This is a genomic window from Streptomyces sp. NPDC048751 (assembly GCF_043198595.1).
Classification (GTDB): Bacteria; Actinomycetota; Actinomycetes; order Streptomycetales; family Streptomycetaceae; genus Streptomyces.
This window is the reverse complement of sequence record NZ_JBICUX010000002.1, coordinates 239,590-264,552: the sequence shown is the minus strand read 5'-3', so window position 1 is coordinate 264,552 and position 24,963 is coordinate 239,590. Positions and strand designations below refer to the sequence as shown.

At 70.8% G+C, this 24,963-nt stretch carries 25 protein-coding genes and 2 tRNA genes; 17 read left to right on the top strand and 10 right to left on the bottom strand.

The genetic code is table 11. From position 1 onward, the window contains the following. Nucleotides 1–14: 14 nt before the first annotated feature. From ACGFNV_RS08100 to ACGFNV_RS08085, 4 genes are all read left to right on the top strand, one after another. On the top strand, nucleotides 15–611 hold the full coding sequence (locus ACGFNV_RS08100) for a M48 family metallopeptidase (protein ID WP_393620404.1): 597 nt from the start codon (nucleotides 15–17) through the stop codon (nucleotides 609–611). 162 nt (nucleotides 612–773) lie between these two features. Then, a complete protein-coding gene (locus ACGFNV_RS08095; RefSeq protein WP_393620402.1) occupies nucleotides 774–2,420 on the top strand; it encodes a TerD family protein in 1,647 nt (548 codons plus the stop codon). Between the two features lie 11 nt (nucleotides 2,421–2,431). After that, nucleotides 2,432–3,112, top strand: coding sequence for an AIM24 family protein (locus tag ACGFNV_RS08090; RefSeq protein WP_393620400.1), 681 nt, complete (start codon nucleotides 2,432–2,434; stop codon nucleotides 3,110–3,112). A gap of 17 nt (nucleotides 3,113–3,129) precedes the next feature. After that, a complete protein-coding gene (locus tag ACGFNV_RS08085; protein WP_393620398.1) occupies nucleotides 3,130–3,885 on the top strand; it encodes an AIM24 family protein in 756 nt (251 codons plus the stop codon). A 44-nt stretch (nucleotides 3,886–3,929) separates the two neighbouring features. Here the strand turns inward: ACGFNV_RS08085 and ACGFNV_RS08080 are convergent, their stop codons facing one another. Continuing rightward, on the bottom strand, nucleotides 3,930–4,445 hold the full coding sequence (locus tag ACGFNV_RS08080) for an NUDIX hydrolase (protein WP_393620396.1): 516 nt from the start codon (nucleotides 4,443–4,445) through the stop codon (nucleotides 3,930–3,932). Further along, on the bottom strand, nucleotides 4,442–5,884 hold the full coding sequence (locus ACGFNV_RS08075) for a zinc-dependent metalloprotease (protein ID WP_393620395.1): 1,443 nt from the start codon (nucleotides 5,882–5,884) through the stop codon (nucleotides 4,442–4,444). Before ACGFNV_RS08075 ends, ACGFNV_RS08080 begins: the two co-directional genes overlap by 4 nt. A 192-nt stretch (nucleotides 5,885–6,076) precedes the next feature. Between ACGFNV_RS08075 and ACGFNV_RS08070 the strand changes: the two genes are divergently transcribed. The 4 genes from ACGFNV_RS08070 to ACGFNV_RS08055 all read left to right on the top strand — a co-directional run bounded on the left by ACGFNV_RS08070 (nucleotide 6,077) and on the right by ACGFNV_RS08055 (nucleotide 9,228). Next, nucleotides 6,077–7,189 carry an SDR family oxidoreductase gene (locus tag ACGFNV_RS08070; protein ID WP_393620394.1) on the top strand — a complete coding sequence of 371 codons (1,113 nt, stop codon included), beginning with the start codon at nucleotides 6,077–6,079 and terminating at the stop codon, nucleotides 7,187–7,189. Between the two features lie 114 nt (nucleotides 7,190–7,303). Continuing rightward, nucleotides 7,304–7,765: a molybdenum cofactor biosynthesis protein MoaE gene (locus tag ACGFNV_RS08065; protein WP_393620393.1), complete on the top strand. Its 462-nt coding sequence runs from the start codon at nucleotides 7,304–7,306 to the stop codon at nucleotides 7,763–7,765. A 150-nt stretch (nucleotides 7,766–7,915) separates the two neighbouring features. Then, nucleotides 7,916–8,080: a hypothetical protein gene (locus ACGFNV_RS08060; protein ID WP_166662292.1), complete on the top strand. Its 165-nt coding sequence runs from the start codon at nucleotides 7,916–7,918 to the stop codon at nucleotides 8,078–8,080. A 50-nt stretch (nucleotides 8,081–8,130) separates the two neighbouring features. Further along, nucleotides 8,131–9,228: a PDZ domain-containing protein gene (locus ACGFNV_RS08055; RefSeq protein WP_393620391.1), complete on the top strand. Its 1,098-nt coding sequence runs from the start codon at nucleotides 8,131–8,133 to the stop codon at nucleotides 9,226–9,228. Between the two features lie 76 nt (nucleotides 9,229–9,304). On the opposite strand, the gene ACGFNV_RS08050 is transcribed toward ACGFNV_RS08055, so the two are convergent. After that, entirely contained in the window at nucleotides 9,305–9,850 is a 546-nt protein-coding gene (locus ACGFNV_RS08050) for a PPA1309 family protein (RefSeq protein WP_393620389.1), read from the bottom strand. Nucleotides 9,851–10,014: 164 nt separating this feature from the next. On the opposite strand from ACGFNV_RS08050, the gene ACGFNV_RS08045 reads away from it, so the two are divergent. From ACGFNV_RS08045 to ACGFNV_RS08030, 4 genes are all read left to right on the top strand, one after another. Beyond that, nucleotides 10,015–12,984: a UPF0182 family protein gene (locus tag ACGFNV_RS08045; RefSeq protein WP_393621455.1), complete on the top strand. Its 2,970-nt coding sequence runs from the start codon at nucleotides 10,015–10,017 to the stop codon at nucleotides 12,982–12,984. Nucleotides 12,985–13,025: 41 nt separating this feature from the next. Next, nucleotides 13,026–13,099: transfer RNA gene (locus ACGFNV_RS08040), tRNA-Met, on the top strand. 228 nt (nucleotides 13,100–13,327) lie between these two features. Then, entirely contained in the window at nucleotides 13,328–15,202 is a 1,875-nt protein-coding gene (locus tag ACGFNV_RS08035) for a tetratricopeptide repeat protein (protein WP_393620388.1), read from the top strand. Between the two features lie 135 nt (nucleotides 15,203–15,337). After that, nucleotides 15,338–15,411: transfer RNA gene (locus tag ACGFNV_RS08030), tRNA-Met, on the top strand. 141 nt (nucleotides 15,412–15,552) lie between these two features. On the opposite strand, the gene ACGFNV_RS08025 is transcribed toward ACGFNV_RS08030, so the two are convergent. From ACGFNV_RS08025 to hisN, 3 genes are all read right to left on the bottom strand, one after another. After that, nucleotides 15,553–15,969, bottom strand: a complete 417-nt coding sequence (locus ACGFNV_RS08025; protein WP_393620387.1) for a Fur family transcriptional regulator — start codon at nucleotides 15,967–15,969, stop codon at nucleotides 15,553–15,555. A gap of 174 nt (nucleotides 15,970–16,143) precedes the next feature. After that, nucleotides 16,144–16,548: a cyclic nucleotide-binding/CBS domain-containing protein gene (locus tag ACGFNV_RS08020; protein ID WP_393620385.1), complete on the bottom strand. Its 405-nt coding sequence runs from the start codon at nucleotides 16,546–16,548 to the stop codon at nucleotides 16,144–16,146. 170 nt (nucleotides 16,549–16,718) lie between these two features. Then, nucleotides 16,719–17,519 (bottom strand): histidinol-phosphatase, encoded by an 801-nt coding sequence (gene hisN / locus ACGFNV_RS08015; RefSeq protein WP_393620383.1) that lies wholly within the window; start codon nucleotides 17,517–17,519, stop codon nucleotides 16,719–16,721. 292 nt (nucleotides 17,520–17,811) lie between these two features. On the opposite strand from hisN, the gene ACGFNV_RS08010 reads away from it, so the two are divergent. Then, on the top strand, nucleotides 17,812–18,426 hold the full coding sequence (locus ACGFNV_RS08010; protein ID WP_393620381.1) for a TetR/AcrR family transcriptional regulator: 615 nt from the start codon (nucleotides 17,812–17,814) through the stop codon (nucleotides 18,424–18,426). Between the two features lie 36 nt (nucleotides 18,427–18,462). Here ACGFNV_RS08010 and ACGFNV_RS08005 read toward each other — a convergent pair whose 3' ends face one another. The 4 genes from ACGFNV_RS08005 to ACGFNV_RS07990 form a co-directional block, all read right to left on the bottom strand. Further along, complete coding sequence (locus ACGFNV_RS08005) at nucleotides 18,463–18,786, bottom strand: DMT family transporter (protein WP_393620380.1); 324 nt, start codon at nucleotides 18,784–18,786, stop codon at nucleotides 18,463–18,465. A gap of 121 nt (nucleotides 18,787–18,907) precedes the next feature. Then, nucleotides 18,908–19,918 carry a ribosome small subunit-dependent GTPase A gene (gene rsgA, locus ACGFNV_RS08000; protein WP_393620378.1) on the bottom strand — a complete coding sequence of 337 codons (1,011 nt, stop codon included), beginning with the start codon at nucleotides 19,916–19,918 and terminating at the stop codon, nucleotides 18,908–18,910. An 11-nt stretch (nucleotides 19,919–19,929) separates the two neighbouring features. Beyond that, on the bottom strand, nucleotides 19,930–21,270 hold the full coding sequence (aroA, locus tag ACGFNV_RS07995; RefSeq protein ID WP_393620376.1) for a 3-phosphoshikimate 1-carboxyvinyltransferase: 1,341 nt from the start codon (nucleotides 21,268–21,270) through the stop codon (nucleotides 19,930–19,932). 121 nt (nucleotides 21,271–21,391) lie between these two features. Further along, nucleotides 21,392–22,114 carry a M50 family metallopeptidase gene (locus tag ACGFNV_RS07990; protein WP_393620375.1) on the bottom strand — a complete coding sequence of 241 codons (723 nt, stop codon included), beginning with the start codon at nucleotides 22,112–22,114 and terminating at the stop codon, nucleotides 21,392–21,394. A gap of 50 nt (nucleotides 22,115–22,164) precedes the next feature. Here ACGFNV_RS07990 and ACGFNV_RS07985 point away from each other — a divergent pair, with 50 nt between their 5' ends. The 4 genes from ACGFNV_RS07985 (at nucleotide 22,165) to rsrA (ending at nucleotide 24,940) form a co-directional block, all read left to right on the top strand. Next, nucleotides 22,165–22,980, top strand: coding sequence for an SOS response-associated peptidase (locus ACGFNV_RS07985; protein ID WP_393620374.1), 816 nt, complete (start codon nucleotides 22,165–22,167; stop codon nucleotides 22,978–22,980). A 19-nt stretch (nucleotides 22,981–22,999) separates the two neighbouring features. Beyond that, on the top strand, nucleotides 23,000–23,683 hold the full coding sequence (locus ACGFNV_RS07980) for an alpha/beta family hydrolase (protein ID WP_393621453.1): 684 nt from the start codon (nucleotides 23,000–23,002) through the stop codon (nucleotides 23,681–23,683). 256 nt (nucleotides 23,684–23,939) lie between these two features. Beyond that, complete coding sequence (gene sigR / locus ACGFNV_RS07975) at nucleotides 23,940–24,623, top strand: RNA polymerase sigma factor SigR (protein ID WP_037674162.1); 684 nt, start codon at nucleotides 23,940–23,942, stop codon at nucleotides 24,621–24,623. Then, the gene (gene rsrA / locus ACGFNV_RS07970) at nucleotides 24,620–24,940 is read left to right on the top strand and encodes a mycothiol system anti-sigma-R factor (RefSeq protein ID WP_393620372.1); all 321 of its coding nucleotides are present in this window, start codon (nucleotides 24,620–24,622) and stop codon (nucleotides 24,938–24,940) included. Before sigR ends, rsrA begins: the two co-directional genes overlap by 4 nt. Nucleotides 24,941–24,963 lie beyond the last annotated feature (23 nt).

Sequence of the window (24,963 nt, the reverse complement as noted above, 5' to 3'; positions counted from 1 at the left end):
GGTAACGTCGGGGCGTGCCCGCCGAACCCCTGCACAGCGCCGGAACGCCACAGCGCAGCGCGACGAGCAAGCCGCCCAGCGGCTCGGGGGCGAGCGCGATCGAGGTCCGCAGGAGTACCCGGCGCCGCCGGACGGTCTCCGCGTACCGCGAGGGCGATCGCACCATCGTGCTCATCCCCGCCCGGATGTCCGAGGCGGAGGAGCAACGCTGGGTGAGCGTCATGCTCGACAAGCTGGCCGCGCAGGAGAGCAAGCGGGCGCTCGGCGACACCGAGCTGGCCGGGCGCGCCGAGCGGCTGTCGGACCAGTACTTCGCCGGCCGGGCCCGGCCCACCTCGGTCCGCTGGGTCACCAACCAGAACACCCGCTGGGGCTCGTGCACCCCGGCCGAGGGCAGCATCCGCCTGTCGCACCGGCTCCAGGGGATGCCCGAATACGTCATCGACTACGTCCTCCTCCACGAACTCGCGCATCTGCTCGTGCCCGGACACGGACCGCGCTTCTGGCGGCTGCTCGACGCGTACCCGCGGACCGAGCGGGCCCGCGGCTATCTCGAGGGGGTGGTCGCGGCCGACCGGCTGCCTCATCCGCCCGGCGCGCGCGACGACTGACGTCACGCGCGCGTGGGCACGTCCCGCGCCTGGCGCTTCTCACTCGCTACGCCGCTGATCGCGGGTTGTGTACCGGCTCTGTACCGACTTCGTGCGATGTCCGAGTTTGCCGTTAGCCTGGCGCGACGCACTCGCATTCGGGATGGGGGACGGTCGTTACGCATGGCCAGGGAATTCCAACGCGGCCACAAGGCCAGGATCAGTGACCTCACCGCGGGCACGGATCTGTACGTAGGCGTGCAGATCTCCGGCCCCGGGCTGACCTTCGACATCAGCTGCTTCGGCCTGGACGCCGACGAACGGCTCTCGGACGACCGGTACTTCGTCTTCTTCAACCAGCCGAAGTCTCCCGAGGAGTCCATCCAGCTCCTGGGTGCGCAGGCGGGCGACACGGAGTCGTTCCGGGTCACCCTCGACCGGATCCCGCCGCAGATCCACAAGCTGTCGTTCACGGCGACGCTCGACGGCGCCGGCCAGATGTCGCAGGTCGGCCCCGGGTACATCCGGATCGTCGCGGGCGGCGAGGAGGTGGCCCGGTACTCCTTCGACGGCTCGGAGTTCTCCACGGAGCGGGCCGTGATGCTGGGCGACTTCTACCTCAAGGACGTCTGGCGGTTCGCGGCCGTCGGACAGGGCTTCGACGGCGGTCTCGAGGCGCTGCTGAAGAACTTCGGCGGCGAGGTGGCGGAGGAGGAGACCCCCGCGGCCCCGCAGCAGCAGTCCGGCGCCGCTCCCGGGTTCGCCCCGCCCGCCCAGGCCTCCGCACCGCCCGCGTTCGGCGCCCCGTCCGCCCCGGCTCCCGCCCCGCAGCAGCCGCAGCCCGCCGCACAGGGCTTCGCGCCCCCGCCCGGAGCCACTGCGCCCCCGGCGCCCGCGCCCGGAGTGCACGCCGCGCCGACCATCGTCGCGCCCATGACCCCGCCCGGCGGCGCCCCCCACCCCCCGGCTCCGGCTCCCGCGCCCTACGGCCAGCCGCCCCAGCAGCAGCCGTACGGCCAGCCGTCCGCCCCGCCTCCCCCGGGCTACGGCCAGCCCCAGGCACCCCAGGCCCCGACGCCCCCGCCGGGCTACGGACAGCAGCCCCCCTTCGGACAGGTCCCCGGCCAGCAGGCCGGCGGCTACGGAGTGCCGCAGGGCGCGCCCCAGGGCGCCGGTGTCACCGCCGCGCTCCAGCAGTTCAAGGAGACGCCGACCGGGCAGCGCTGGACGCAGCAGAACAAGAAGCTCGTCCGCGTCGACCTCGGCATCGGCGGCCAGCCCGTGCTGGCCCGCCAGGGCAGCATGGTGCTCTACCAGGGCAAGGTCGACTTCAGCTACAAGGGCGCGGGCTTCGCCGGCCGGATCGTGGGCAACGCGACCGGCCAGGAGATGCAGCTGATGCGCTGCACCGGCCAGGGGCAGGTCTTCCTCGCCGAGAACTCCACGATGCTGCACCCCATCGAGCTCCAGGGCGACGGCATCTGCGTCTCCGCCGAGAACGTCCTCGCCTTCGACGAGAGCCTCCAGTACGAGGTCCGCCGCATCGAGGGCCACGGCATCCCCGGCGGCGCGCTGTTCACGATGCAGTTCACGGGCACCGGCACGATCGTGGTGAAGACGCACGGCACTCCTGTCGTGCTGCCCGTCACGCCGACGACCTTCGCCGACTGCAACGCCGTGGTCGCCTGGTCGGCCGCCTCCCAGGTCGTCGTCTCCAGCCAGGTGCGGATGCGCCGCAACGCCTACCCGGGCGACACCGGCGAGAGCGTCAACCTCCAGTTCCGGGGCGCCCCCGGCAACTTCATCGTCGTCCAGCCGTACGAGGTCTGAGGGAGCCCGTCATGAACCAGCCGCTCGCGGGCTATGCCCCCGCACCCGTCACCGCCCGCATGGAGAACCACGGCAACCACATGCTGAAGGTCGCCATGCAGACCGGCAACGACCTCTTCGCGCGCGTGGGCTCGATGGTCGCCTACGAGGGCTTCGTCCAGTACGAGCCCAACCCGCCGGCCGTGCGCCAGATCGCCAAGGACTGGATGACCGGCGAGGGCGCGCCCCTGATGAAGTGCTCCGGCGACGGACTGCTCTACCTCGCCGACTACGGGGCGAACGTCGTCGTGATCAACCTCAACGGCGACGGCATCTCCGTGAACGCCACCAACCTGCTCGCCTTCGACGCGCACCTCACATGGGGCGTCGAGCGGGTGAAGGGTCTGGCGAAGTTCGCCGGACAGGGCCTGTGGAACACCAAGATCTCCGGCCAGGGCTGGGTCGCGCTGACCTCCCGGGGCAAGCCCATCGTCGTCGACTGCGGCGGCGGCGAGAACGAGACGTACGTCGACCCCGACGCGCTCGTCGCCTGGTCCCCCAACCTCAAGGTCAAGGGCAAGCGCAGCTTCAAGGCGCAGTCGCTGATCGGCCGGGGCAGCGGCGAGGCGTACCAGATGGCCTTCTCCGGAGAGGGCATCGTCGTCGTCCAGCCCAGCGAGGACAGCACCGACCGCCTCCGGATCCGGGGCTGAGGGGGAGCCAGAACGCCATGCAGAGCCCGCTTTTCGCCTACAACGACCAGCAGACCCAGGAGCGCTGGAGCCTGCAGAACAAGCAGATGCTCCGCGTCACCCTGGAGGGTCACGACGACATCCTCGCCCGCAAGGGCACCATGGTCGCCTACCAGGGTCTCGTCGAGTTCGACGCCGAGTACCAGAGCAACCAGCAGTCACGCGCGCGGGCGCGCACCGGGGAGGGACTCGACCTGATGCGCTGCCACGGGCAGGGCACGGTCTACCTCGCCAACCTCGCGCAGCACGTCCATCTGGTGGACGTGGAGCAGGACGGGCTGACGGTCGACAGCAGCTACGTCCTCGCGATGGACTCCTCGCTGCACCACGAGGTCATCGCCGTCGACAGCCTGTACGGCATCTCCGGCTCCGGGAAGTACCAGCTCAACATCACCGGCCGCGGCAGGGTCGCCCTGATGACCTCGGGCGCGCCGCTGATGATGCAGGTCACGCCCGACAAGTACGTCAACTGCGACGCCGACGCGATCGTCGCCTGGTCCACCGGTCTGCGCGTGCAGATGCAGGCCCAGACGCACTCCTCCGGGGTGTGGCGGCGGCGCGGCAGCACCGGTGAGGGCTGGGAGCTCAGCTTCATGGGCACCGGCTTCGCACTGGTCCAGCCGAGTGAACTGCTGCCGCCGCAGAACGCCCAGATCGGCTCCGGCCTGGCCGCGCAGTACGGCATGGGCCAGCAGGGGGCCCGGGGGCAGAACCAGGGCAACGTCTGGAGTTGAGCACCGGTAAGGGGTGGCCGCCATGGCGGCCACCCCTTACACGTTCAGAGCCTGGCCCGCGTCGCCTCCAGCAGACGTACGACGGAGTTGTCAGCGACGTCCGCCACCTCGTCGTAGGCGAACCACCGCAGGTCCAGGGACTCGTCGCTGATGGCCTCCACCGCGTCGGCCGGGGCGAGCGCCGCGTACTGCACGTCGAGATGCCAGGCGCAGGGCGTCAGGTGCCGGTCGAGCCGCACCGGGCCGCCCGGCAGCAGGGTCAGCCCAGGGATGCCCGACTCCTCCGTGCCCTCTCGCAGGGCCGCCGACGCGAGGGTGGCGTCGTCCGGCTCGCAGTGGCCGCCCATCTGCAGCCACATCCGCAGCTTCTTGTGGAGGGTCAGCAGGACCCGGCTCCGCTCGGGGTCGATCACCAGCGCGCTCGCCGTGATGTGCCCGTCCGCGCAGGACTTCCACATGCCGTCCGGGTGCTCCGTCAAGTGGTCCAGGTACGTCTGGCGCAGCTCTCCCTGGTCCTCGTAGCCCTTGAGCACGAGGACCGCGTCGTCGTACAGGCTCACTCGGTGTCGTCGCCCTTGCCGTCGCCCTCGTCGCCCGTGTTCTTCTTCCTCAGGTCGGGCTTGTCCGCCGCCTCGCCGAGCATCTTGTCCAGCTCGGAGAAGTCCAGCTGCTCGCGGTGGACGAAGCCGTCCGGGTCGTCCAGGTCGGACGCGGTCGGCAGCATGTCGGGGTGGGCCCACAGGCCGTCGCGGCCGTCGACACCGCGCGCGTCCGTGAGGGAGGCCCACAGACGGGAGGCGTCACGCAGCCGGCGCGGGCGCAGTTCCAGACCGATCAGCGTGGCGAACGTCTGCTCCGCGGGACCGCCCGAGGCACGACGGCGGCGCAGCGTCTCACGCAGCGCGTCCGCCGACGACAGACGGGGCTTCGCGGCCGTGTGGACCACCGCGTCCACCCAGCCCTCGACCAGGGCGAGGGCCGTCTCCAGGCGGGCCAGGGCGGCCTTCTGCTCGGGCGTGTCCTCCGGCTGGAACATGCCCTGCTGCAGAGCGTCCTGCAGCTGCTCCGGGTTCTGCGGGTCGAACTGGCCGACCACGTCCTCCAGCTTGGCCGTGTCGACCTTGATCCCGCGCGCGTACCCGTCGACCGCGCCGAACAGGTGCGAGCGCAGCCACGGCACATGCGCGAAGAGGCGCTGGTGTGCGGCCTCGCGCAGGGCGAGGTAGAGCCGCACCTCCTCCTGCGGCACGCCGAGGTCCTTGCCGAACGCCTCGATGTTCACCGGGAGCAGCGCGGCCTTCCCGGCCGGGCCGAGCGGCAGGCCGATGTCGGTCGACCCGACGACCTCGCCCGCCAGGACGCCCACGGCCTGTCCGATCTGCGTGCCGAACATGGCGCCGCCCATCGAGCGCATCATGCCGATCAGCGGGCCGGCCATGGCCTGCATCTCCTCCGGCAGGACGTCGCCCATCGCCGCGCCGACGCGCTCGGCGACCGGGTCGACGAGCTCCTTCCACGCGGGCAGGGTCGCCTCGACCCACTCCGCGCGGCTCCACGCCACCGCGGAGGCGGCACCGGACGGCAGCGACGTCGCGTCGTCCAGCCACAGGTCGGCCAGGCGCACGGCCTCCTGCACCGCGGTGCGCTCGGAGGGGCCGACACTGCTGTCCTTGGTGCCGTCGGCGGTCCCCTGGGAGACCGTCTGGCGGGCGATCTGCTTGGCCATGTCCCAGTTCACCGGGCCGCCCTCGTAGGAGAGCATCTGGCCCAGCTGCTGGAACGCGGCGCCCAAGTCGCTGGGGTTCAGGGAACCGAACATGGCAGCGAGCGGGTTGTCCGCGCCGGGGCCGCCAAAGCCTCCGGCACCGGGCAGACCGCCGAAACCGAACGGGTTGGCGGGTCCCTGACCACCACCGCTCTGCTGGTCCTTCTTCTTGCCCTCGTCGCCGTCGTCCGGCTCCTCCGGCGGAAGGCCGAATCCGAATGGGGTGTCACTCACGGGAATCCTCGGCTGGTAAGGCCGCCGGTTCTCTCCGACGGCGCGACTGCCCGACAACACCACCCAGCGTAGACACCACCGGCCGTTAGGGCCTCGGTGCTTCGCCGAGTCACGGCCTGCGGCAGGATGGATGCCACCTGGTACGTACGCGTCACTCGCGCTCGTACTGAAGACAACCGCTGGAGACGCCCGGTGAGTTCCCCAGATCCGCAGGTTCGCGCACCGCGAAACAACTCGACCAGTCCGGCCATCCGCGGCCCCGTCGTCGCGGTCACCGGCGCAGCGTCCGGCGTCGGCGCGCTGCTGACCGAGCGGCTCGCCGCGTCGGGTGAGATCAAGCAGGTCGTCGCCATCGACGAGCGCAGGGGCGAGTGCGCGGCCGCGCAGTGGCACATCCTCGACGTACGCGATCCGGCCATCGCGGAGAAGCTGCGCGGCGCGGACGTCGTGGTGCATCTGGCACTCGACCTGGACCTGGGGTCCGACACTTCCGCCCGGACGGCCTACAACGTGCGCGGGACGCAGACCGTGCTCACGGCCGCGGCCGCGGCCGGGGTGCACCGCGTGGTGCTGTGCACGTCCGCGATGGTCTACGGGGCGCTGCCGGACAACGAGCTGCCGCTGTCCGAGGACGCGGAGCTGCGGGCGACCGCGGAGGCGACCGGTGTCGGGGACCTGCTGGAGATCGAGCGACTCGCGCGCAGGGCGCCGCGGGCGCATCCCGGGCTGAACGTCACCGTGGTGCGGCCCGCGGTGCTGGTCGGCGGCACGGACACCGCACTGACCCGGTACTTCGAATCGCCTCGGCTGCTGGTCGTGGCCGGGTCGCGGCCCGCCTGGCAGTTCTGCCATGTCGAGGACCTGGTGGGGGCGCTGGAGTACGCCGTCCTGGAGAAGGTCGAGGGGGAGCTGGCCGTCGGGTGCGACGGGTGGCTGGAGCAGGAGGAGGTCGAGGAGCTCAGCGGGATCCGGCGGATGGAGCTGCCGTCGGCCGTGGCCCTGGGCGCGGCGGCCCGGCTGCACCGGATCGGGCTCACGCCGTCCCCGGCGGGGGACCTGGCGTACACGATGTACCCCTGGGTGGTGAGCGGGAGCCGGCTCCATGACGCGGGGTGGCGACCGCAGTGGACCAATGAGGAGGTCCTCGCGGAGCTGCTGGAGGAGGTGTCCGGGAGACACACGGTCGTCGGCCGGCGGTTGGGACGCAAGGACGCGACGGCCGCGGGGGCCGCGGGGGCGACGGTGGCGTTGCTGGGCGCGGCGGCAGTGGTGCGGAGGGCTCGCAAGGTGCGGCGGAGGATCTGAGAGCCGCCACTCACAGGGGCACGCGGTCGTCTGCAGGACGCTCCGACCGGTGCCCGCGCGTGCTGGTGACAAGCCCTGTTCACCCTCGTCGCGCGCGTGCGGCACGATGGACACATGGCATCCAGGAACGATCACCCGGGCGAGCAGGCCGCTGAGGACCCCGTCAAGCTCATCGGCATTCGGGAGACGCCCCTCTCCCTGGACGAGGTCTTCCGGGCCGTCGGGGACGACGCCGCCGGGGGGACCGCGTTGTTCGTGGGGACCGTGCGGAATCACGACGGGGGTGCCGACGTCGACGAACTCGGATACTCCTGCCACCCGAGTGCCGAGGCCGAGATGCGCAGGATCGCGGAGAAGGTGGTCGCCGCGTACCCGGTGCGGGCGCTGGCGGCCGTGCACCGGGTGGGAGACCTGAAGGTCGGTGACCTGGCCGTGGTCGTCGCAGTGTCGTGCCCGCACCGGGGCGAGGCCTTCGAGGCCTGCCGGAAGCTGATCGACGACCTCAAGCACGAGGTGCCCATCTGGAAGCACCAGAGGTTCTCCGACGGCACGGAGGAGTGGGTGGGAGCCTGCTGAGCAGTGGGTGGGTGCCCGCTGAGCCGGGCCCTCGGGCCTCGGTATCCCTCCGGTTGCGTAACCGCCCCCCTGGTATGAGCGTTGTCCGTGCGGATGGTTAATCTGCTGATCAGTCAGTTGCGGTCGCGCACTCGGGGTTGGGAGGTCGGCATGGGGGCGCTCGTCTGGTTGCTGATTCCGCTGATGGCTGCGATCGTCGCCGGAGTGTGGGGGAGTTGGGCCAACCGGACCCGCAAGGCCCGCGGCGACGGTCCTGAGCTCGACGGATACGCCCGTTTCCGTGCCGCGATGGAGAAGCCCCACTCCGGTACCTGAGGTGGCGGCCCTGACGGTGCGCTGACAGAGGCGTCCCGTACTGTCGAGACATGCCACGCCGCACCGCGACGATGCTCGCCTCCACCCTGATGCTGATCGCGCTCCTGTGCGCGGGAGTGTTCATCCCCGTGCCGTACTCGGAGATGTCCCCGGGGCCGACGGTGAACACCCTCGGCGATCACGACGGCGAGCCGGTGCTGCAGATCTCCGGGCGCAAGACCTACCCGGCGAGCGGCCACCTCAACATGACCACCGTGCGGGTCACCAGCGCCGACTACCGGATGAACCTCGTCGAGGCCGTCTACGGCTGGCTCGCGCACGACAACAAGGTCGTGCCGCACGACACGCTCTACCCGGACGGCAAGACCGAGGAGCAGTCCACCCAGGAGAACGCCGAGGAGTTCAGCCAGTCCCAGGAGAGCGCCAAGGTCGCCGCCCTGAAGGAACTCGGCGTCCCGGTGAAGTCCTGGGTGATCGTCTCCACCGTCGGCAAGGCGACACCGGCCGAGGGCAAGCTGCACGCGGGCGACGTCATCAAGGCGGTCGACGGCACGACGGTGAAGGCACCCGACGACGTCGCCAAGCTGGTGACCAAGCACAAGCCGGGTGACGACGTCGTCTTCACGATCGTGCCGGCCAAGGAGCAGGCCGCCGCCGAGAAGGAGAACAAGACGGCGACCCGCACCCAGGACGTCACGATCACCACGACGACCTCGAACGATGAGGGCGCCAAGCGCGCCATCGTCGGGATCTCCGCCGGAACCGACCACACGTTCCCGTTCACGATCGACATCAAGCTCGCCGACGTCGGCGGGCCCAGCGCCGGTCTGATGTTCTCGCTCGGGATCTACGACAAGCTCACCCCGGGCGACCTCACCGGCGGCAAGTTCGTCGCGGGCACCGGGACGATCGACGACGACGGCAAGGTCGGACCGATCGGCGGCATCGAGATGAAGACCGTCGGTGCCCGCAACAAGGGCGCCCAGTACTTCCTCACGCCCGCCGACAACTGCGCGTCCGCCGCCAAGGACACCCCCGCCGGGCTGCGGCTGGTGAAGGTGAACACCATCGAGGACGCCCTCGGCGCCCTCAAGGACATCCGCAGCGGCGACCTCGCCGACCTGCCGAAGTGCACCACCAAGGGCTGACCGGCAGGCCGCCTGCGTAGGACGACGGGGGTGCCCCTCGAAGCAAGGGGCACCCCCGTCGTCGTACGCGATGACCTCAGTCGACGAAGGTGGCCGCCAGCGCCTCCGCGAGGCCCGGCACCAGGTCGGAGCCGGTGAGGACCTCCGTGGCGGCGTCCTTCTCGCGCAGCCGCAGAGCCGACTCGCGCGTGCCGTCCCGCAGGACCGCGACCGTCATGCGGACCTCCTGGCGGTCGGGGTGCTCGGCGACCCACTGAGCGAGCTTCTTCTCGTTGAGCCCCTTCGGGACCTGGGCCTCGGCGGACGGCGGCAGCATCAGACGCTCCACGGTGAGGGCGCAGCCGGCCACCGCGTCGGGCCAGGCGATCGTGCCCAGGAACTCGTCGAGCGCCTTGTCCGTTGGAATCTCGTCCTGCTCGATCGGGGTGAGGCCGGTGGTCTCCGGCTCGTCGTCCGCCAGGCCGAGCTGGGCCGCGAGCGCGGGTTCCTGGACCCGCAGCCGTGCGGTGTCGACGAGGGCGAAGAGGCGGGCGGGCTGGTCCCAGCCGAGGCCGGAGGCGTACTCGTCGATCTCGAGTACGGCCCGGGTGAGCGGGCTCGCCGCCATGGGAGTGTTGGACATGGTCACAATCCTGCCTCGTTCCCGCCCGGAATCGGGAACCGAGTAAACGGTGAGTAAGTTGCATAGGTGTGGGCCCACGATCACGGGGGGCCACGTACGGTCCACGAACACGCGGGCCTGACGAATCAACAGCGAACTTCGAGGTGCGCACCTTGGCTTTCCAGATGCCGGACCGCGGCGGAGGCCCGACAGGGCCGCGGATGAGAGTGGGCCGCCCGTCCCGGCGTGTCCGGACCCTGCTCATGACGCTGGGCGTCCTTGCCGTTCTCGGTATGGCGTTCACCATGTTCGCGGGCTTCTGGACGGACTGGCTCTGGTACCGCTCGGTGAACTACTCGTCCGTCTTCACCACCACGCTGTGGACCAAGGTCGGGCTCTTCTTCGTCTTCGGTCTGCTGATGGCCCTCGCTGTCGGCTTCAACATCTGGTTGGCCCACCGGCTGCGCCCGCCGCTGAGCGCGATGTCGATGGAGCAGCAGAGCCTCGACCGCTACCGCATGGGCATCGCGCCGTACAAGAAGTGGCTGCTGCTCGGGATCACCGCCCTGGTCGGCCTGATCGCCGGCGCCTCGGCGTCGAGCCAGTGGCGGACCTGGCTGATGTGGGTCAACGGCGTCTCCTTCGGACAGAAGGACCCGCAGTTCCACCTCGACGTCTCGTTCTACGCCTTCGACCTGCCCTGGTACCGGTTCCTGCTCGGCTTCGGCTTCGCCGCCGCGATCCTGTCGGTGATCGCCGCCGCGCTCACCCACTACCTCTACGGCGGGCTGCGCGTCACCAGCCCGGGAGCGCGCGCCACCGCCGCGGCCACCGGCCATCTCTCGGTGCTGCTGGGTGTCTTCGTGGCCCTGAAGGCGGTCGCGTACTGGCTCGACCGGTACGGCCTCGCGGTCAAGTCCAGCGACTTCAAGGCGACGGACAACTGGACCGGCCTGAGGTACGTGGACGCCAACGCCTATCTGCCGGCCAAGACGATCCTGTTCTGCATCGCCGTCATCTGCGCCCTGCTGTTCTTCGCCACCCTGTGGCGGCGCACCTGGCAGCTGCCCGTGATCGGCTTCGGCCTGATGGTCCTCTCCGCGATACTCATCGGCGGGCTGTACCCGGCGATCGTGCAGAAGTTCCAGGTCCAGCCGAACGAGCAGGCCAAGGAAGCGCCGTACGTCGAGAAGAACCTCAAGGCGACGCGTGAGGCGTACGGCATCGACGGCGCCAAGGTCACCGAGTACTCGGGCAAGGGCACCACCGAGGACAAGACCAAGCTGCGCGACGACGTCGACGCCACGGCGAGCATCCGCATCATGGACCCGAACATCGTCTCGCCGACCTTCCAGCAGCTCCAGCAGATGCGGAAGTACTACGCGTTCCCGAACAACCTGGACGTCGACCGGTACAACCAGGGCGGCCAGGACCAGGACACGGTCATCGGTCTGCGTGAACTGAACCTCGCGGGCGTCGACAAGCAGAACTGGATCAACAACCACTTCCGCTACACCCACGGTTACGGCGTGGTCGCCGCCAAGGGCACCACCGCCGACGCCGAGGGCCGCCCGGTCTTCACCGAGTCCGACCTGCCGTCCCAGGGCGACCTCCCGAGGTACCAGCAGCGGATCTACTACGGCGAGAAGACATCGACGTACTCGATCGTCGGCGGTCCCCAGAAGGAGATCGACTACTCCGACGACAACGGCGAGAAGACCACCACCTACACGGGCAAGAGCGGGGTCAACCTCTCCAACCCGGTCAACCGGGCCGCGTACGCGGTGGCGTTCGGCGAGCCGCAGATCCTCTACTCCGGTGCCATCGGCGAGGGTTCGCGGATCCTGTACAACCGCACGCCGAAGGAGCGCGTCGAGGCGGTAGCCCCGTGGCTGACGATCGACGGCGACGCCTACCCCGCGGTCGTGGACGGCAAGATCCAGTGGATCGTCGACGCCTACACCACCACCAACGGATACCCGTACGCCTCCCGTACGACCCTCGGTGACACGACGGCCGACTCACTGACCGCGACCAACAACTCGCGCGCGGTGGTGGCCCAGCAGAACCAGGTCAACTACATCCGCAACTCGGTGAAGGCGACCGTCGACGCGTACACCGGCGACGTCAAGCTCTACCAGTGGGACACCAAGGACCCGGTCCTGAAGACCTGGATGAAGGCGTTCCCGGGCACGGTGAAGTCCAAGGCGGACATCTCCAAGTCCCTGATGGACCATCTCCGTTACCCGCAGGACCTGTTCAAGGTCCAGCGCGAGCTGCTCTCCCGCTACCACGTGAAGGACGCGACGACGTTCCTGAGCGGCAGCGAGGTGTGGCAGGTGCCGGACGACCCGACCAACAAGTCGGGCAACGCGGTGCCGCCGTACTACCTGAGCATGAAGATGCCCGACCAGACCAAGCAGGCGTTCTCGCTGACGACGACGTTCACGCCGAACGGCCGTGACAACCTCAGCGCGTTCATGTCGGTCGACGCCGAGGCGGGCACCGGTGACTACGGCAAGATCAGAATCCTGAAACTGCCGACCAGTACGACCGTCGACGGACCCAAACAGGTCCAGAGCCAGTTCAACTCCGAACAGGACATCGCCGAGTCGATCAGGCTGCTGAGAGGCGGCGACTCGGAGGTCGAGTACGGCAACCTGCTGACCGTGCCGCTCGACGGCGGACTGCTCTACGTGGAGCCGGTCTACGTACGCGGTGGCGGACTCAAGTACCCGCTGCTGCGCAAGGTGTTGGTGACGTACGGCGGCACCACCGCCTTCGAGGACACGCTCGACGAGGCCCTCAACAAGGTCTTCGGAGCGGAGGGCGCGACGCCCAAACCCCCGGAGGACGGCGGCACGACACCACCGCCGACGTCGGGCAACCCGACGGTCCAGGAGGCGCTGAACGACGCCCAGAAGGCCTTCGAGGACGGGCAGAACGCCCTGAAGGAGCAGGACTGGACGAAGTACGGCAAGGCGCAGAAGGACCTCGAGGACGCGCTGCAGCGGGCCGAGGACGCACAGGCCGAGGCCGACAAGAAGGCCGGCGGCGGCAGCAAGGGCACCAGCAGCCCGAGTCCGAGCGCCACTCCCAGCGGTAAGCCGAGCAGCAGTCCCAGCGGGAAGCCGAGCAGTAGCCCCAGCGGTTGATCAAACCCACCCCGCGCCGTGATACGGTTGCAGAACAACGGCGCGGGGTGGAGCAGCTCGGTAGCTCGCTGGGCTCATAACCCAGAGGTCGCAGGTTCAAATCCTGTCCCCGCTACTGAAGTCGACGACGAGTCGTGCGACAGCGAAGGCCCGGATCCTTTAGAGGATCCGGGCCTTCGTGGTGTGCGAACGCATGTGCCGCGCCATGCGATGGTCGCGCCGCTGTGGGGGAGTTGAGGGAACTGTGTTTGACTTGTCTCTCTGTGGGCATGTCGACAAAACGCTGAAGTGACCTCACTGGCTGCGGTATACGAGGTGTACCCAGGTTGCAGGTGGTGCGACGATGGACGTTATGGGGGACAAGGCAACTCTGTTCGAGACAGGGCGATTTGTGCAGCCTTCCATGGGGGAGGCAACCCGGGACGAAACCGGGCAGACCGCCGAAGAGGCGGCTGAGGAAGCAGCCGAGGAGGTTCGGCAGCGGCTCGCGGCGGAGGCCGGCGACGTCGAGGCGATGAGCGTCCTCGGAAGCATGCTGCTGCGCCGCGGCGATCTCGACGCAGCCGAGCCCCATCTGCGTGCCGCCACCGCAGCCGGTGACCGGGCCGCGGCCAACAACCTGGGAGTCCTTCTTCACCAGCGTGGCTACGCCGACGACGCCGCCGGGTGGTGGCGGATCGCCGCCGTCGCCGGCTCCGCCGCGGCCGCGCACGCCCTCGGCCGTCACCACCGCGAGCGTGGGGACGAGCCGGCCGCCGAGTACTGGCTGCGCCAGTCCGCCGAGCAGGGGCACGCGCTCGGCGCCTACGCGCTCGCCGACCTGCTGGAGCACCGCGGGGACGAGCGGGCCGAGCGGTGGATGCGGGCCGCGGCCGAGCGCGGGCACCGCGAGGCGGCGTACCGGCTGGCGCGCGCACTGGATCGCCGTGCCGGGCGTACGGGCGAGGCACGTACGGGCGAGATGCCCGCGGGTGAGGCCGGGGCGGGAGCCGGGGCCGACAAGGGTGGCCCCCTGGGCGAGGCCGAGCAGTGGTACCGGCAGGCCGCCGCGCGCGGGCACAGACGTGCCGCGCTGCACCTCGGGACGATTCTGGAGAAGCGCGGGGAGCTCAAGGAGGCCGGGCGCTGGTACCTGACCTCCGCCAAGGACGGGGAGGCGCGGGCCGCCTGCGCCCTCGGGTTCCTGCTGCGGGACGCGGGGGACACCGAGAGCGCCGCCGTGTGGTGGCTGCGGGCCGCGCAGGACGGCGACGGCAACGCGGCGAACGCGTTGGGCGCGCTGCACGCCGAGCGGGGCGAGACGCAGACCGCGGAGCGGTGGTACCGGGCCGCGATGGACGCGGGCGACGTGAACGGCGCGTACAACCTCGGGCTGCTCTGCGCCGAGCAGGGCCGGACCGCGCCGGCCGAGCAGTGGTACCGGCGCGCGGCCTACGCCGGGCACCGGGAGGCGGCGAACGCGCTGGCGATCCTGCTGCTGCAGGGCGGGGACACGACCGGTGCCGAGCCGTGGTTCTCCAAGGCGGCGGAGGCGGGCAGCGTCGACGCGGCCTTCAACCTGGGCATCCTCCACGCCGGACGCGGCGAGGACGAGGCCGCGCTGCGCTGGTACGAGCGGGCGGCGGCCGCCGGGCACACCGAGGCGGCGCTGCAAGTCGGGATGGCCCGGCTGCGGGACGGGGACGAGCAGGCGGCGGAGCGGCATCTGCGGTGCGCGGCGGGGGGCGGCAGCGCGGAGGCGGCGTACCGGCTGGCCACCGTGCTGGACGCGCGGCGGCCGCCGGCGTCCACGCACGAGCTCGGGGAGTCCGTGCACGAGAAGACCGAGTGCGAGGAGTGGTACGAGCGGGCGGCGTCCCAGGGGCACCGGCGCGCGCAGGTGCGGGTGGGAATGCTGGCCGCGGCTCGGGGCGATGTCGTGGAGGCGGCCCGGTGGTACCGGGAGGCGGCCGAGGCCGGGTCGCGCAACGGGGCGTTCAACCTGGGGCTGCTGCTGGCCCGGGAGGGCAGCGAGCCGGAGGCCGCGGTCTGGTGGACACGGGCGGCCGACGCCGGGCACGGGCGGGCGGCGTTGCGGCTGGCCCTGGTCTACGCGCGTCGGGGCGAGCTGGCGGAGGGGCAGCGTTGGGCCGACCGTGCGGTGGGGCTCGGGCCGGTCGAGGTGGCCGAGCGGGCGGCGCGGTTGCGGGACGCGCTGCGGGAGGAACTGTCGGCGTGAGGCTCCGTTGCGGCGGGTGAGTGTCGTCGGCCCTGGTGAGCCAGGTGTCCGGCGCTGCTTCACGCTGAGGCGGACCCCCGCGTTCCTATCGATTTGCTTCTCTGTGCGTCCTTCACGTAACGTTGCATTCATCGACGCGGGGTGGAGCAGCTCGGTAGCTCGCTGGGCTCATAACCCAGAGGTCGCAGGTTCAAATCCTGTCCCCGCTACTGAAGGCCGAGGGCCGGAATCCGAAAGGGTTCCGGCCCTCGGTGCGTTTGCTCTGCGAGCGGGAGCGGCGCCCGGTCGGCAGACGCAAAAAGCAGCCCCGGTACCCGCGAGGGGTGCCGGGGCGTTTCCGTGCGTGTGAGTTACGCCGCAGCGCAGTTCGGGCAGATGCCGCGGTAGGTGACCTCGACGTCCGAGACCGTGAAGCCGAAGCGCTCGGAGTCGGGGAGGTCGGCCAGCGGGTTGCCGCCGGGGTGGACGTCGCGGATCGCGCCGCACTGGGCGCAGACCAGGTGGTGGTGCGGCCGGTGCGCGTTCGGGTCGTACCGCTTCGCGCGCTTGTCCGTGGCGACCTCGAGCACCTCGCCGAGGGAGACCAGCTCGCCCAGCGTGTTGTAGACGGTCGCCCGGGAGATCTCGGGCAGTTTGGCGACCGCCCGCACATGGACCTCGTCGGCCGTCAGGTGGACGTGCTCGCCGTCGAGGACCTCGGCCACGACGCGCCGCTGCGCGGTCATTCGCCAGCCGCGTCCGCGCAGCCGTTCCAGAAGGTCACTCATAGGAACCAGCCTAACAGCACGGAGGACAAGAATCCGAACCTGTGTGACTTTGGACTTCTGTTCAACTTGGACTAAGTCCAATACGGGATCGAGCCCGCGGGTGTCGGCGGCGGTCCTCGTCCAGGACCAGCTCCTGCTGGAGAAGCTGGCCCACTTCAACCGTGGCCCGTACGGTCATGCGGGGAGACGCTCGGGCCGACGCTGTCGCGCCGGTACCCAGCGGCGGATGATGTCGCGCACGGAGACGATGCCGACCGGTTCGCCGCCGTCCAGGACGATGAGGTGGCGGAAGCCGCCGTGGGCCATGGCCTGCGCGGCCTCCTCCAGGGTCCAGGACGGCGTGGCGAACACGACGTCGTTGGTGGTGTGGGCGTGGGTGCGCTCCGTGTCGGGGTTCTGGCCGAGACCCACGGAGTTGAGGATGTCGCGTTCGGTGAGGATGCCGATCCCGCCGGCATCGGGGTCGAGGACCACGGCCGCGCCCACCCGGCGGGCGGACATCAGGGCGGCGGCCTGGCGGAGGGTGTGGGCGGGGCCGATGGTGAGGACCACCGTGCTCATGGCGTCGCGGACGAGCATGGGTTCCGAGTCACCTCCTGGAGCCCCTGATGCTGTTCAGGGGTTCACAAGTTCACAAGTGGGGGTCCTCTCAGAGTGGCAGGTAAAGCGGGGGTCAACAAGAGGGCGTGCGCGGCCGATCGAGGGCGCGCACGCTCATCCCGTTCTTCGTACTTGGCGCGCCGTGCCGCTCACGCGCGCCGGCCGAGATACCCCAGCAACTCGTCGTGCAGCAGCCCGTTCGAGGCCGCCGCGTTGCCGCTGTGCGGGCCCGGGCGGCCGTCGAGCCCGGTGAAGGTGCCGCCGGCCTCCGTCACGATGATCGCGTTCGCCGCCATGTCCCACAGGGACAGCTCGGGCTCGGCGCACACGTCGACGGAGCCCTCGGCGACCATCATGTACGGCCAGAAGTCGCCGTACGCGCGCGTGCGCCACACCTGACGGGTCAGGTCGAGGAAGCCGTCCAGGCGGCCCTGCTCCTCCCAGCCGCTCAGCGAGGAGTACGCGAAGGAGGCGTCCGCGAGCTGGGAGACACGGGAGACGTGCAGGCGGCTCGCGGAGGACAGGCTGCGGCCGCCGAAGGCTCCGTGCCCCTTCGCGCCCCACCAGCGGCGGCCCAGGGCGGGCGCGGAGACGAGGCCCACGACGGGCTGGTAGCCGCCCTCTCCCGCCTCCATCAGGGCGATCAGGGTGGCCCACACGGGGACGCCGCGGACGTAGTTCTTCGTGCCGTCGATGGGGTCGATGACCCAGCGGCGCGGGCCGGAGCCCTCGACGCCGTACTCCTCGCCGATGATCGCGTCCCGGGGCCGGGCGCGCTGGAGCTGGCCGCGGATGAGCTCTTCCGCCGCCTTGTCCGCCTCACTCACCGGAGTCAGGTCCGGTTTGGTCTCGACCTTGAGGTCGAGGGCCTTGAAACGGTCCATGGTGGCGGCGTCCGCGGCGTCCGCGAGAACGTGCGCGAGGCGGAGGTCGTCGAGGTAGTCCGGCATGCAGGGAACGGTATCTGGCCACGGTGACGGTGGGCCACAGGGGGCCGGGGTGCCCCGGACGCGCTCGATGGTCGCGCACCACCGGGGCGGCCCGGGACGGCAAGCGCTGTCGGAAAGGTGTGGGACGGATGCATGCCCGCGGCCGGGTCCGGGCAGGTGTGCCGACGATGTACCACCCCTCAACCTCCCGCGTGCGCCTGCCAGTAGGCGCCCCCCGATGCCCTCGCGAACTCTTGACAGTGCCTCGGTACGCGTCAAATCTGGGCGCAGAGTCGCTCGCCCCAGGGAGGCGATGATGCCTGCAGCGCGGGAGTCCCTGCTGGATGCCGCTTACGAGGCGCTGGAGCGTCGGCCGTGGTCCGCCGTGCGCATGGTGGACGTCGCCGCGGCGGCGGGGGTGTCCCGGCAGACGTTGTACAACGAGTTCGGCAGCAAGGAAGGGCTCGCGCGGGCGCTCGTCCGCCGGGAGGCCGACGGTTATCTCGCCGGGGTGGAGCGCGCGCTCACCACCCCCGCCGACGCCCGGGACCGGCTGACCGCGACCGCCGAGTGGACCACGGCGGCCGCCCGCGAGAACGCGCTCGTACGGGCCATGCTCACCGGCTCCTGGAACGAGCGCCTGCCCTCGCCGACGCTCTCCGGGGTGCCTTCCGCCTCGGCCGCACCGGCGCAGCGGCGGGCGGACGGCCCGCTGCCCTCGCCCGCGGACTTCGTGGCGATGGTCCGCGACCGTGCCGTGGCCGTGATCACCGGCCCCGGTGCCGGTGCGGCCAGGGGGGACAGTGCCGACCTGGCCCGCTCCTGCGAACTCGCCGTGCGTATCGCGCTGTCCTGTGTGGCGGCGCCGCCCGGCGACGGAGGTGTCGCGGACCTCGTACGCGGAGCCCTGTACCGCCAGCCGGTCTGAGTGGCCCGGTGTCCGGCTGCCGGCGCGCCTCGCCTCTCAGTGCGACGACCCCGACAGCTGGAGCCCGATCACGCCGATGACGACCAGGCTGATCGAGACGATCTTCAGCGTGGACACCAGGTCGCCGAGGAAGACCATGCCGTAGATCGCGGTGCCCGCGGCGCCGATGCCCGTCCACACGGCGTAGGCGGGGCCCACGTCGAGTTTCCTCAGTGACAGGGTCAGAAGGCCGAAGCTGCCGAGGGCGAAGACGCTGAACGCCACGGTCGGCCAGAGCCTCGTGAAGCCGTGCGACAACTTCAGACAGACGGCGAAGCCCGTTTCGAGCAGTCCGGCCACTATGACCAGCAGCCACGCCATGTGCTGTCCTCCCGTACTGTCCACGTCCGGTGACCGCTCAGTCATGCTGGGGCGGGTTTGGGATCCGACCCGGTGCGATTATGCCCTTACCGGACCTGCGGGAAGACAAACAACGCGGAGGTCAGTCGCCTTCCGTGCGCTCCCGCGTCGACAGCAGCCGGCGCAGCGAGTACAGCCGGGCGGGATCCGCGTGGCCCTCGGCGACCCACTGGTCCAGCGCGCAGTCCGGCTCGTCGTGGCTGCACGCGCGCGGGCAGCCCTCCGTGCCCGGTTCCAGGTCGGGGAAGGCGTGGATGACGCGGGACGGGTCGATGTGGGCCAGGCCGAAGGACCGTACGCCCGGCGTGTCGATCACCCAGCTGTTCACGCCCGCCAGGGGCAGCGCCAGCGCCGACGTCGTGGTGTGCCGGCCACGGCCGGTCACCGCGTTGACGTGCCCCGTCGAACGGCGGCGGTCCTCCGGCACCAGCGCGTTCACCAGGGTCGTCTTGCCCACGCCCGAATGCCCCACGAACGCCGTCATCCGGCCGTCGAGGTGCTCGCGCACCCGGTCCGCCGCGCCGCCGTTCTCCAGCTCCTCGCGGCTCGTGACGACGTACGGGATGTCCAGGTGGCCGTACAGCTCCAGCAGCTTGTCGGGCTGGGCCAGGTCCGACTTGGTCATCACCAGCAGGGGCTCCAGACCACCGTCGAAGGCCGCGACCAGGCAGCGGTCGATGAGGCGGGGGCGCGGCTCGGGGTCGGCCAGGGCCGTGACGATCGCCAACTGGTCGGCGTTGGCGACCACCACCCGCTCGTACGGGTCGTCGTCGTCCGCCGTGCGGCGCAACACCGACGTGCGCTCCTCGATGCGGACGATACGGGCGAGGGTGTCCTTCTTGCCGGACAGATCGCCGACGAGGGCCACGCGATCGCCGACGATCGCGGCCTTGCGCCCCAGTTCACGGGCCTTCATCGCCAGCACGATCCGGTCCTCGACCAGACAGGTCAGGCGGCCCCGGTCGACGGTGAGGACCATGCCCTCGGCCGCGTCCTCGTGCTTGGGGCGGATGTGCGTACGGGGTCGGTTGCCCTTGCGGTTCGGGCGGCTGCGGATGTCGTCCTCGTCGGTGTGCTTGCCGTAGCGACGCATGGCTGATGTCCCTATGCCCCGAGCATCCCGGCCCACAGCTCGGGGAAGTCCGGCAGGGTCTTCGCCGTGGTCGCCACGTTCTCGATCCGCACCCCCTCGACCGCCAGGCCGATGATCGCACCGGCCGTCGCCATGCGGTGGTCCTCGTACGTGTGGAAGACCCCGCCGTGCAGGGGGCGCGGGCGGATGTGCAGCCCGTCGGCCGTCTCGGTGACGTCGCCGCCGAGCTCGTTGATCTCCTTGGTCAGCGCGGCCAGCCGGTCCGTCTCGTGCAGCCGCAGATGGGCCACGCCCCGCAGCGTCGACGGGGAGTCCGCGAGGGCCGCGACCGCCGCGATGCCCGGGGTCAGCTCACCGACGTCACCGAGGTCCACGTCGATGCCGTGGACCGCGCCGGAGCCGGTGAACTCCAGGCCGTACTCCGTCAGCGTGCAGGAGCCGCCCATTTCGGTGAAGATCTCCCGCAGCCGGTCACCCGGCTGGGTGGTCCGCGCCGGCCAGTCCGGGATGAGGACCTTCCCGCCCGTGACCAGCGCAGCCGCCAGGAACGGCTGGGCGTTCGACAGGTCCGGCTCGATCGTCAGGTCCCGGCCCAGCAGCGCGCCCGGCGTGACCCGCCAGACGTTCTTCTCGCCGCCCGACTCCGGGGTGTCCACCTGGGCGCCGACCGCGCGCAGCATGTCCACCGTCATCCGGATGTGCGGCATGGACGGCAGCGTCGAGCCGATGTGCCGGACCTCAACGCCCTGGTTGAACCGCGGGCCCGACAGCAGCAGGGCGCTCACGAACTGCGACGACGAGGACGCGTCCACCTCGACCGGGCCGCCGTCCAGCGCCCCGCCGCCGTGCACCGTCAGCGGCAGCGCGCCCCGGCCGTCGTCGTCGATCCGGGCACCCAGGACACGCAGCGCGTCGATGACGCCGTTCAGGGGACGCTCGTACGACCTCGGGTCGCCGTCGAACCGGACGGGGCCGTCGGCCAGCGCGGCGACCGGCGGCAGGAAACGCATCACGGTGCCCGCGTTGCCGACGTCGACGGTGGCGGGGCCGCGCAGGCCCGCGGGGATCACCCGCCAGGCCTCGCCGGTGCGGTCCTGGCCGCCGGCGACGGAGGAACTGGACGAGACCGTCTCCTCGATCTCCACGCCCATCGCGCGCAGGGCGCCCGCCATCAGCAGGGTGTCGCGGGAGCGCAGCGGGCGGCGCAGCCAGCCCGGTTCGGAGGCGAGGGCGGCGAGGACGAGGGCGCGGTTGGTGACCGACTTGGACCCGGGCACGTGGACCGTCGCGTCGACGGCTCCGCTCGCGTGCGGGGCGGGCCAGAGGGCGGTGTGTGCGGGGTTCACGGGCATGCGCCCACTTTAGTCTTTGGCCGTCTTTCGGGTGCGGCGCCGTTGTGGCTGGTCGCGCCCCGCGGCGGTGCCCCAGATCGACACAGCCCCGCGCCCCTGTGACCAGCCCCTTCGGGGCTGGTCACACGGCCAGCAGCCAGCGGCCCCCGCCTATCAGCGAGCACAGGCTCACCGCGTGGAACAGGAAGAGCCAGAGGCCGGCCGGTGTGTGCGTCAGCCTCGACAACTGGTCCGCGTCCGAGTCGCCCGCTCCGCCTCGCGAGCGCTTCGCCTGGAGTTCGAAGGCGGGGCGGACTCCGCCGAGGAGCAGGAACCACACCGCCGCGTAGGCGAACGCTGCCTGTACCTGGGGGCCGGTCAGCCAGGACACCAGGAGGAAGGTGCCACCCGTGACGACGACGGTCAGCGCGCCGTACGCGTTGCGGATCATCACCAGCATCGCCACCAGGAGGGCGGTCGCCGCCCACAGCAGCAGAGTGATGCGACCGGCCGCCAGCAGGGCCGCGCCACCCAGGCCGAGGAGCGGGGGAGCGGTGTAGCCGGCGGCGGCGGTGAGGATCATGCCGATGCCGTGGGGCTTGCCGCGGCTGACGGTGAGGCCGCTGGTGTCGGAGTGCAGGCGTATGCCGGTCAGGGTGCGGCCGGTGAGCAGCGCGACCAGGCCGTGGCCACCCTCGTGGGCGATGGTGATGGCGTTGCGGGACAGGCGCCAGAGGTTGTGCGGGACGACTATGGCGAGCGCGGCGGCCATGGTGGCGAGCACCACCCACAGGTCGGGGTCGGGCTGGGTGCCGACGAGACGGTCCCACAGGTCGGGCAGCGCGGTGGCGGCGGTGCTGTCCATGTTGTGCGGTGGCTCCCTCTGGTCGTACGGAGTCTGGCAGTCTGGCACGTATGTGCGGACGGTATGCGGCCAGTCGTGGGCCGGAGGATCTCGCAGGGGTCTTCGAGGTCGAGAAGTGGGAGCCGGAGGAGACCCTGGCGCCCGACTACAACGTGGCTCCGACCAAGGAGGTGTACGCGGTCCTGGACCGTCCTCTGAAGGACGCCGACGACAAGCGCCCGGTTCGCCAGCTGCGGAAGCTGAAGTGGGGCCTGGTCCCGTCCTGGTCCAAGACGCCCGAGGGCGGCGCCCGGATGATCAACGCGCGTGCGGAGACGGTGCACGAGAAGCCGTCGTACCGCCGCGCCTTTGCCGCCCGGCGCTGCATCATCCCCGCCGACGGCTACTACGAGTGGGTCACCGGCACGCAGGAGCGGGACCTGGAGGTCGAGGGGAAGAAGAAGCGGCCCCGCAAGCAGCCGTACTTCGTGCTCCCGGCCGACGGGTCGGTCTTCGCGATGGCCGGTCTGTACGAGTTCTGGCGGGACCGCACACTGCCCGACGACCATCCGCAGGCCTGGTGGGTGACGTGCTCCGTGATCACCACGGAGGCCGAGAAGACCCCGCTCGCGGTGGCGCCGGCCGACGGGCCCCACGCGCTGGCCGACATCCACCCCCGGATGCCGCTGATGCTGACGCCGGACCGCTGGGACTCCTGGCTCGACCCGTCCCGCACGGACCCGGACGACCTGCGCGAGCTGCTCGCCCCGCCGCCCGAGGGCTTGATGCGGGCGTACCCGGTGACGACCGCCGTCAGCAACGTCCGCAACAACGGACCGGAGCTGCTGAAGGAGCTGGAGGGACCCGAAGAGGGCACACTCTTCTGATGTGACGGACGTGAGCGATGTGACTGACGTGACGAAGGCGCCCAGCGGGCCCAGCGGACCCAGCGGGGCCAACGCGACCAGCGAGACCGTCGAGACCGACGTCGGCCCCGCCCGCATCACCTGGCACCCGGCGAAGAAGGCCCGGCTCGTGCTCGCCGTCAGTCACGGCGCCGGCGGTGGCATCGAGGCCCGTGACCTCAAGGCGCTGGCTGCCGAGCTGCCCGGGCACGGTGTGACCGTCGCGCTCGTCGAGCAGCCCTGGCGGGTCGCCGGGAAGAAGGTGGCACCCGCCCCGAAGACACTGGACGTGGGCTGGCGCGGGATCTGGCCCGCGCTCGCGGAGCCGGGGCTCCCCGTGATCTCCGGCGGGCGCAGCGCGGGCGCCCGGGTGGCCTGCCGCACGGCGACCGAGCTCGGGGCGCACGCCGTCCTCGCCCTCAGCTTCCCGCTCCACCCGCCCGGCAAGCCGGAGAAGTCCCGCGCCGGGGAACTGCTCGGCGCCGGGGTTCCCACCCTCGTCGTCCAGGGCGGCAACGACCCCTTCGGCAAGCCCGAGGAGTTCCCGGAGGGGACGTACGAACTGATCGAGGTGCCGTACGGCGATCATGGTTTCGCCGTGCCGAAGCGGGCGGACATCGGACAGGACCGCGCTCTGGAGATCATCACGGCCGGAGTCGTGGGGTGGGCCTCGTCACTCGCGTAGGCGTCGGGAATGCAGCGCGGCCGATCACTGTTGAGGCGGACAGAAGTGCTGGCAGACCAGCGCCGACGTCGTAGGAGAGGGAGTCCGCCGCATGGGTTCGACCATCTGCCCGAGCCGCAGCAGCCGCGCCGACCTGGACTGGACGGTGCTGCACGCGGCCAAGAACGCCCCTATTCGGGCGGCGGCGGGTGCGGATCGTGTTCTATCCTCCGATTCGAGTGGGACCGGTTTCGGTGCCACGAAAAATCTTGAGGAGGTGGGTCCGGTCACTGGGACCGACGCAGGGACCGACAACGGCCAGGCGGAGCTGCCCGAGGGCCGGGGCGACAGCGCGGAGTCGAACACGGAGCGCAGCGCGCGCTTCGAACGGGACGCGCTCGAATTCCTCGACCAGATGTACTCGGCCGCGCTGCGCATGACGCGCAACCCGGCCGACGCCGAGGACCTGGTGCAGGAGACGTACGCCAAGGCGTACGCGTCCTTCCACCAGTTCCGTGAGGGCACCAACCTCAAGGCGTGGCTGTACCGGATCCTCACCAACACGTTCATCAACTCGTACCGCAAGAAGCAGCGCGAGCCCCAGCGCAGCGCGGCCGAGGAGATCGAGGACTGGCAGCTCGCACGGGCCGAGTCGCACATGTCGACGGGTCTGCGCTCCGCCGAGTCGCAGGCGCTCGACCACCTGCCCGACTCGGACGTCAAGGAAGCACTCCAGGCGATCCCCGAGGAGTTCCGCATCGCCGTCTATCTCGCGGACGTCGAGGGCTTTGCGTACAAGGAGATCGCGGACATCATGGGGACACCCATCGGTACGGTGATGTCCCGGCTGCACCGGGGCCGTCGCCAACTGCGCGGCATGCTCGAGGACTACGCCCGTGAGCGCGGACTGGTCCCGGCGGGCGCCGGCGAGTCGAACGAAGTGAAAGGTTCGGGCTCATGAGCTGCGGAGACCCGCACGAGACGGACTGCAGTGAAGTCCTCGATCATCTCTACGAGTTCCTCGACAGCGAGATGCCGGACGTCGACCGCGACAAGTTCCAGCACCACTTCGAGGAATGCTCGCCGTGCCTCGAGAAGTACGGCCTGGAGCAGGCCGTGAAGAAGCTGGTCAAGCGGTGCTGCGGGCACGACGACGTGCCGACCGATCTGCGGGCCAAGGTCATGGGGCGGATCGACCTGATCCGCTCCGGCCAGACCGTGCCCGAGCACGACGTGACGGCCTCTCCGGCCACCCCCGTCACTCCGCGGGAGTCCTGAACCCCCGGGAAAGTTCGGCACCG